This window comes from Collinsella aerofaciens (genome assembly GCF_015548375.1).
Taxonomy (GTDB): domain Bacteria; phylum Actinomycetota; class Coriobacteriia; order Coriobacteriales; family Coriobacteriaceae; genus Collinsella; species Collinsella aerofaciens_AB.
In genome coordinates, this window is record NZ_JADMWW010000022.1 from 41,194 (window position 1) to 47,848 (window position 6,655).

Annotated in this window: 5 protein-coding genes; all 5 read left to right on the forward strand. The window is 64.9% G+C overall.

Going from position 1 to position 6,655, the window contains the following annotated elements; translation table 11 throughout:
- The first annotated feature begins 59 nt into the window (after positions 1–59).
- The 5 genes from I1969_RS09110 (at position 60) to I1969_RS09130 (ending at position 6,557) form a co-directional block, all read left to right on the forward strand.
- Positions 60–1,892, forward strand: a complete 1,833-nt coding sequence (locus tag I1969_RS09110; protein ID WP_195234728.1) for an NAD(P)-binding protein — start codon at positions 60–62, stop codon at positions 1,890–1,892.
- A complete protein-coding gene (locus I1969_RS09115) occupies positions 1,886–3,697 on the forward strand; it encodes a [FeFe] hydrogenase, group A (RefSeq protein ID WP_229028368.1) in 1,812 nt (603 codons plus the stop codon). The genes I1969_RS09110 and I1969_RS09115 overlap by 7 nt, the downstream gene beginning before the upstream one ends.
- Positions 3,691–4,755: an ABC transporter substrate-binding protein gene (locus tag I1969_RS09120; protein ID WP_229028369.1), complete on the forward strand. Its 1,065-nt coding sequence runs from the start codon at positions 3,691–3,693 to the stop codon at positions 4,753–4,755. Before I1969_RS09115 ends, I1969_RS09120 begins: the two co-directional genes overlap by 7 nt.
- Before the next feature lie 3 nt (positions 4,756–4,758).
- Positions 4,759–6,138, forward strand: coding sequence for an ATP-binding cassette domain-containing protein (locus tag I1969_RS09125; RefSeq protein ID WP_195234738.1), 1,380 nt, complete (start codon positions 4,759–4,761; stop codon positions 6,136–6,138).
- 215 nt (positions 6,139–6,353) lie between these two features.
- Positions 6,354–6,557 carry a type II toxin-antitoxin system RelB/DinJ family antitoxin gene (locus I1969_RS09130; protein WP_006235351.1) on the forward strand — a complete coding sequence of 68 codons (204 nt, stop codon included), beginning with the start codon at positions 6,354–6,356 and terminating at the stop codon, positions 6,555–6,557.
- The last annotated feature ends 98 nt before the right edge of the window (positions 6,558–6,655 follow it).

A 6,655-nucleotide genomic window follows, 5' to 3' on the forward strand; every position in this document is an offset into this window, starting at 1 on the left:
TGTGCGTGTAGCGATTTCGCCCGGCCTCGCCTCCGGGCTGCCATGTGAGAGGGGATCTTATGGCTCGACTGCACGTAATGGAACGCAGCCACGCTCAGGCCGTCATGGACGACCTGCACGATGCGCTCGGACGTCGTCTGGCGGTGAGTTCGCTCGCCCCGTGTCCCGTTGAGTTTACGGCAGCGCTCGTCAACCTGTGCTCCACCCAGAGCTGCGGCAAGTGCACGCCCTGCCGCGTGGGCCTGAGCGCGCTGAGCGATCTGCTCGCCGATGTGCTCGAGGGCCGCGCCGACGAGTCCACGCTCAATCTGATCGAGCGCACCGCCCGCACCATCTATCTTTCGAGCGATTGCGCCATCGGTTACGAGGCCGGCGCCATGGCGCTTACGGCTATCCGCGGTTTCCGTGACGATTTTGAGCACCACATCCGCGAGCACTCCTGTGGCTTTGACCGCGAGGCCCGCGTCCCGTGCGTCTCGGGCTGTCCGGCGCATGTCGACATTCCCGGTTACATTTCGCTCGTCGAGGCCGGCCGCTATGCCGATGCCGTCAAGGTCATCCGCAAGAATAACCCGCTGCCGCTCGTTTGCGGCCTGGTGTGCGAGCATCCCTGCGAGATGCATTGCCGCCGTGGCATGGTCGACGACCCCATGAACATCCTCGCCCTCAAGCGTTTTGCCGTTGAGCACAGTGACCTCAACGACCACAAGCCGCATGTAGTGGACAACACCGGTAAGCGCGTCTCCGTGATCGGCGGCGGCCCGGCTGGCCTTTCCTGTGCCTACTACCTGGCCGTGATGGGCCACAAGGTGACCATTTTTGAGCAGCGCCACCACTTGGGCGGCATGCTGCGCTACGGCATCCCCAGCTATCGTCTGCCGCGCGAGCGCCTGCAGGCCGAGATCGACTGGATCTTGAGCGCCGGCATCGACGTTGAGCTCGATCACTCCGTGAACGGCGAGGAGCTCGCTCGCCTGCGCGACGAGTTCGATGCCGTCTACCTGGCCATCGGTGCCCATAGCGACAAGAAGCTCGGCCTTCCGGGTGAAGAGGCGCCCGGCGTGGAGTCGGCCGTCAAGATGCTGCGCGCCATCGGAGACGACGAGCTGCCCGACCTGAGCGGCCAGCGCGTGTGCGTCATCGGCGGCGGCAACGTGGCCATGGACGTGGCGCGCTCTGCCGTGCGCTGCGGTGCCGAAAAGGTGAGCATCGTCTACCGCCGTCGCATCTGCGATATGACGGCCCAGGACGCCGAGATTGCCGGCGCCCAGGCCGAGGGTTGCGAGGTTCTGGAGCTCACGGCGCCGCTCGCCATCGAGACGGGCGAAGATGGTCGCGTGAGCGGCCTGCGCGTGCAACCGCAGATTATCGGCGAGCCCCGCCGCGGTCGTCCGGCTCCGCGTGCCGCCGCTACGCCCGAGCGCGTCATCCCCTGCGAGCGCGTGTTTGTCGCCATTGGCCAGGACATCGATTCCAAGCCGTTTGAGGACATGGGCATCGCCTGCAAGTGGGGTTGCGTGGTCACCGACTCGGACGGTGCCGTGCCCAACTTCGATGGCCTCTTTAGCGGCGGCGACTGCCAGACCGGCCCCGCCACCGTCATCCGTGCCATCAACGCCGGCCGCGTGGCTTCGGCAAACATCGACCGCTATCTGGGCTTCGACCACAAGATCAAGCTCGACGTGGAGCTGCCGACCGTTCAGTTTAAGGGCAAGCACGAGTGCGGCCGCTGCGAGCTGGGTGAGCGCGAGGCCGGCGAGCGTATTCACGATTGGAATCTGGTCGAGCAGGGCCTTACCGAGGAGGAGGCGCGCCAGGAGGCAAGCCGCTGCCTGCGTTGCGACCACTTTGGTTTTGGCGCGTTCCGCGGAGGGAGGAACCTGGAATGGTAGAGCTCAACAACCCCACTGTCAGCGATAACACCGAAAGCGGAGCACTCAATATGGTCAAGCTCACTATCGATAATTGCGAGGTCGTGGTGCCCGAGCACACCACGATCCTGGACGCGGCCAAGTCCGTCGGCATCCAGATTCCCACCCTGTGCTACCTGCGCGATCTGAACGAGATCGGCGGCTGCCGCGTGTGCGTGGTCGAGGTTGAGGGCTGCGACCAGCTGGTTGCCGCCTGCAACAACTACGTGCTCGATGGCATGGTGGTCCACACCAACAGCCCCAAGGCCCGCGAGGCGCGCCGCACCAACGTGCAGCTGCTGCTTTCGCAGCACGATTCACGCTGCACGAGCTGTGTGCGCAGCGGTAACTGCAACCTGCAGACCATTGCCAACGACCTGGGCATTTTCTATCTGCCGTATCAAAGGCATTTGGCGGGCGAGGGCTGGGATTTCGATTTCCCCATCATCCGCGAAAACGACAAGTGCATTAAATGCATGCGCTGCATCAAGGTGTGCGAGAGCGTACAGGGCCTAGGGATTTGGGACCTGACCAACCGCGCCACGCATACCGCCGTGGGCACCCGCGGGCGCGTGCCGATCGGCAAGACCGATTGCGTCGCGTGCGGCCAGTGCATCACGCATTGCCCGACGGGCGCGCTGCGCGAGCGCGACGACACCGAGACCGTGTTTGACGCGCTCGCTAATCCCGACAAGATCGTGCTGGTGCAGATCGCGCCGGCCGTGCGTAGTGCTTGGGGCGAGGAGCTCGGCATTCCGCGCGAGGAGGCAACCGTCGAGCGTCTGGCTTGCGCGCTGCGCCGCGTAGGCTTTGAGTATGTGTTCGATACCGATTTCTCGGCCGACCTCACCATTATGGAGGAGGGCTCCGAGCTGCTCGAGCGCCTGGGCGCCGCCGCTAAGGGTGAGGGCGACAGCCGCGGCTGGCCCATGTTTACGAGCTGCTGCCCGGGCTGGGTGCGCTTTGTGAAGGCACGTTACCCCGAGTTTGTCGACAGCCTGTCCACGTCAAAGTCGCCGCAGCAGATGTTCGGCGCTATCGCCAAGACCTACTACGCCAAGGTGCTGGGCGTGGAGCCCGAGCGTCTGTTCGTGGTGTCCGTTATGCCATGCACGGCCAAGAAGGCCGAGTGTGCGCTGCCGAGCATGATGGGCGAGGGCGGCGCGCCCGACGTGGACGTTGCGCTGACGGTGCGCGAGATGGTGCGCATGATCCGCGCGAGCCACGTGAGCGTTGACACGCTGGTCGAGGAGCCGCTCGATACGCCGTTGGGCTTTGGCACGGGCGCGGGTGTGATCTTTGGCGCCACGGGCGGCGTGATGGAGGCCGCCGTGCGCTCGGCATATTACCTGGTGACGGGCAAGAACCCGGATGCCGACTTCTTCACTGACGTGCGCGGACTCGAGGGCTGGAAGGAGGCCGTGGCCGATATCGACGGTACCAAGGTGCGCGTCGCCGTGGCGCACGGGCTGGGCAACGCCGCCCGTCTGCTCGACGCGATTCGCGACGGCCGTGTGAGATATGACTTTGTTGAGGTCATGGCGTGCCCGGGCGGCTGCGTCGGTGGCGGCGGTCAGCCCATCCACGACGGCTGCGAGCTGGCGGCTGAGCGTGGCCAGGTGCTGTGGAGCCTGGATGCGAAGGCGGACATTCGTTTCTCGCACGAGAATCCCGATGTCCAGGCGTGCTACCGCGAGTTTTTGGGCGCGCCGCTCTCGCCGCTGGCCGAGGAGTTGCTGCATACCGACCATCATGCCTGGTCGATGCCTAACGAGGGGACATGCTAGCGATGCGCGCGTTTGATGTTGAGATGTCGCGCCGGGGGTTTGCCTCGGCGCTCGCCGCGGGCGCCCTGTCACTTGCGCTCGCGGGCTGTGGCGGCGGGGCTGCCGGTGCCGGGTCCGCCGCGGGCTCGGTTGCCACGGACGGCGCCGGTGCTGCCGCAGAGCCGGTCGAGGTGCACGTCGCCTCGCTCAAGGGTCCGACGTCGATCGGTCTGGTGCAGTTTATGGACCAGGCAGCCGATGGCGAGACAGACAATGAGTTCGACTTTGCGATCAACACTGCCGCCGACGAGATCGTGCCCAAGGTGATTCAGGGCGATGTCGACATTGCCTTGGTACCCGCCAACGTGGCGAGCGTTCTCTACAACAAGACCGAGGGTGCGGTACAGGTCATTGATATCAATACGCTTGGCGTGCTGAGCGTGGTGACGGGCGACGCGGACGTGACTTCGTTTGGTGACCTGGCGGGTCGTACCGTCTACATGACGGGCAAGGGCACCACACCGGAGTACGTCATGAACTATCTGCTGGAGCGCGCGGGCCTGACCGGTCAGGTGGCGCTTGAGTTTAAGAGCGAGCCCACCGAGGTGCTCTCGGCGCTGCTTGCCGATCCGTCTGCTGTGGGCGTGCTGCCCGAGCCCTTCAAGACCGCTGCCATTGCAAAGAGCGGAGGCAAGCTGTCGGCGCCGGTAAGCCTGACCGATGTGTGGGATGAGCTGGCGGGCGACACGGGCTCCCGTTTGCTGACGGGCGTAACCGTGGTGCGCCGTGCCTTTGCCGAGGAGCATCCCGAGGCCGTGGCGGAATTCTTGCGCTGCCATGCGGCGAGCGTTAAGGCCGTCAATGCGGCGCCGGCAGACTGGGCGCAGGCCGTGGTCGATGCTGGCATCGTGGACAACGCCAAGATTGCCGAGAGGGCGATTCCCGGGTGCATGCTTGTGTGCCAGACGGGCAAGGATATGAAGGCGGCACTTAGTGGGTATCTGCAGGTGCTGGCCGACGCGGACGCGAGCGCCGTGGGTGGTAAACTTCCGGCTGACGATTTCTACTACATGGAGTAGCCCGTGCGTGTGTTTGCTCGACAAATGACAGAGCGTATGAAGGCGGTGGCGGCAGCAGGTGCCGTCGCCGCCTTTTGGCTTGCCGTGTGGGTCTTCGCGGCGGCGCTGGTGGCACAGCCGCTGATTTTGCCGGGTCCGGGTGCTGTTGTGGTGGCGTTGCTGCGGCTGGTATGCGATGCCGGCACGTGGGCGATTCTGGCGGGCTCGGGTGCGCGGATTCTAGGCGGTTTGGCGCTTGCCGCGGTGTGCGGTGGTTTGCTGGCCGGAATTTCGTCGCGCTCGCAGGCGTTTGTCCGCTTGGTGGCTCCGGCGCTTTCGTTTGTTAAGGCGACGCCGGTTGCCTGCGTGGTGGTCCTGCTGCTCATTTGGCTGGGGTCGGCGCGCGTGAGCATTGCGGCGGTCTTTTTGATGGCGCTTCCGGGCGTGTATTTTTCGCTGGTCGAGGGTTTGACGCAAGCGGATAAGCCGCTGGAGCAGATGTTTCGTCTGCATGGCGTGCGGGGTTGGCGACTGTTTTGTGCCCACACCTGGCGCGAAGTCCTGCCGTTTGTGCTTTCGTGCGCCCGCGCCGTGATTGGCATGAGCTGGAAGGCCGGCGTGGCGGCGGAGCTGATCGGCATGGCGACGGGCACCGTGGGCGAGCGCATCTATCAGGCGAAGCTGCTCATCGAGACGGCTGACCTGCTGGCTTGGACCGTGTTGGTCGTGGCGGCATCGCGGGCATGCGAGCGTGTGCTGGTGTGGTTGCTGCGGGCTTCGGGGCCCGCGGCGTGGCGTGCTGCCGTGTGGGCACATGGGCGTGGTACTCGCGGGCGTTCGGGCGACCCTGCTGGCGCCGGCGCTGCGGCGGAGCTTGCGCTTGCCGTGGGCGATCGTGCGCCCTGGGCGCCGGCGCTCGACGGGCTGGTGCTCAACGTGCCTGCGGGTGGGCGTATCTGTGTGATGGGCACCTCGGGCGTGGGCAAGTCGACGCTGCTTGCGCTGGCGGCGGGGGAGTGCGCGCCGTGCTCCATGGTGTTTCAGGATGTGCGCCTGGTAGAGGGCGCCTCGGCTTTGGATAACGTGCTGGTGTGCGCCGACGCGCGCGTGGACGCCTCGAGTGCCGCGGCCCTGTTGCGCCTGCTGGTGCCGGGGGTCGATGTGCATGCCCGCGTGGCCGAGCTTTCGGGTGGACAGCGCCGTCGTGTCGAGATTGCCCGAGCCCTGCTGTGTCCGGGCGGCGCAGTGATTCTGGACGAGCCCTTTACCGGCCTAGATACCGCTGCGCGCGACGCATGCGCCGAGATCGTGCTCGACTTGCTCGACGGCCGCATGCTGTTGCTTGCTACACACGATGCCGTCGACGCTCAGGCCCTCAATATCTCGGACATCATCACGCTGTAAATACTTACTCAGCAACAAAATGATCCGTTTTTTCTCCGTCCCCATGGGGTCGGGTATGGTATTCTATCTGCGGGGTAATACTTAGGAATACCAAGTAATACCAACGCCGTAGAACAAACTCCAGATGCGGGCCAATCGGGTTGCCTTCACAGCCCGTCGCCCAGCCGCGTGGCCCGCATCCATTCGCACCACCGTCGTTTCAAAAAGGAAGCGCCATGGCAGAACACATGACCCCGGTTGTCGCGAAGGTCTTGCCCGAGGAAAAGGCGGCCTTCGCGGCGGCAACCCAGCTCGTGGGCACCACGCCGTCCAACGCCATCCGCATGTTCATCGCCGCCTTCAATCGCTGCGGCACCTTTCCGTTCGACATCTCGCCGAGCGGGGCTTTTGGCGCTGCGCCCGATTCTCATCAACAATGACTGTCCCAAACTGCCGGCACTTGGGGACGTTCCTTTTAATATGAGCAGGACATTGTCAAGAGGCAAAATCGGGCCTGGCCCCAACGATATGGGGTCAG

What these genes read in the sequence shown, in the direction of transcription:
- I1969_RS09110 (WP_195234728.1), top strand. Translation starts at nt 60, where the DNA reads ATGGCTCGACTGCACGTAATGGAACGCAGCCACGCTCAGGCCGTCATG.
- I1969_RS09115 (WP_229028368.1), top strand. Translation starts at nt 1,886, where the DNA reads ATGGTAGAGCTCAACAACCCCACTGTCAGCGATAACACCGAAAGCGGA.
- I1969_RS09120 (WP_229028369.1), top strand. Translation starts at nt 3,691, where the DNA reads ATGCTAGCGATGCGCGCGTTTGATGTTGAGATGTCGCGCCGGGGGTTT.
- I1969_RS09130 (WP_006235351.1), top strand. Translation starts at nt 6,354, where the DNA reads ATGGCAGAACACATGACCCCGGTTGTCGCGAAGGTCTTGCCCGAGGAA.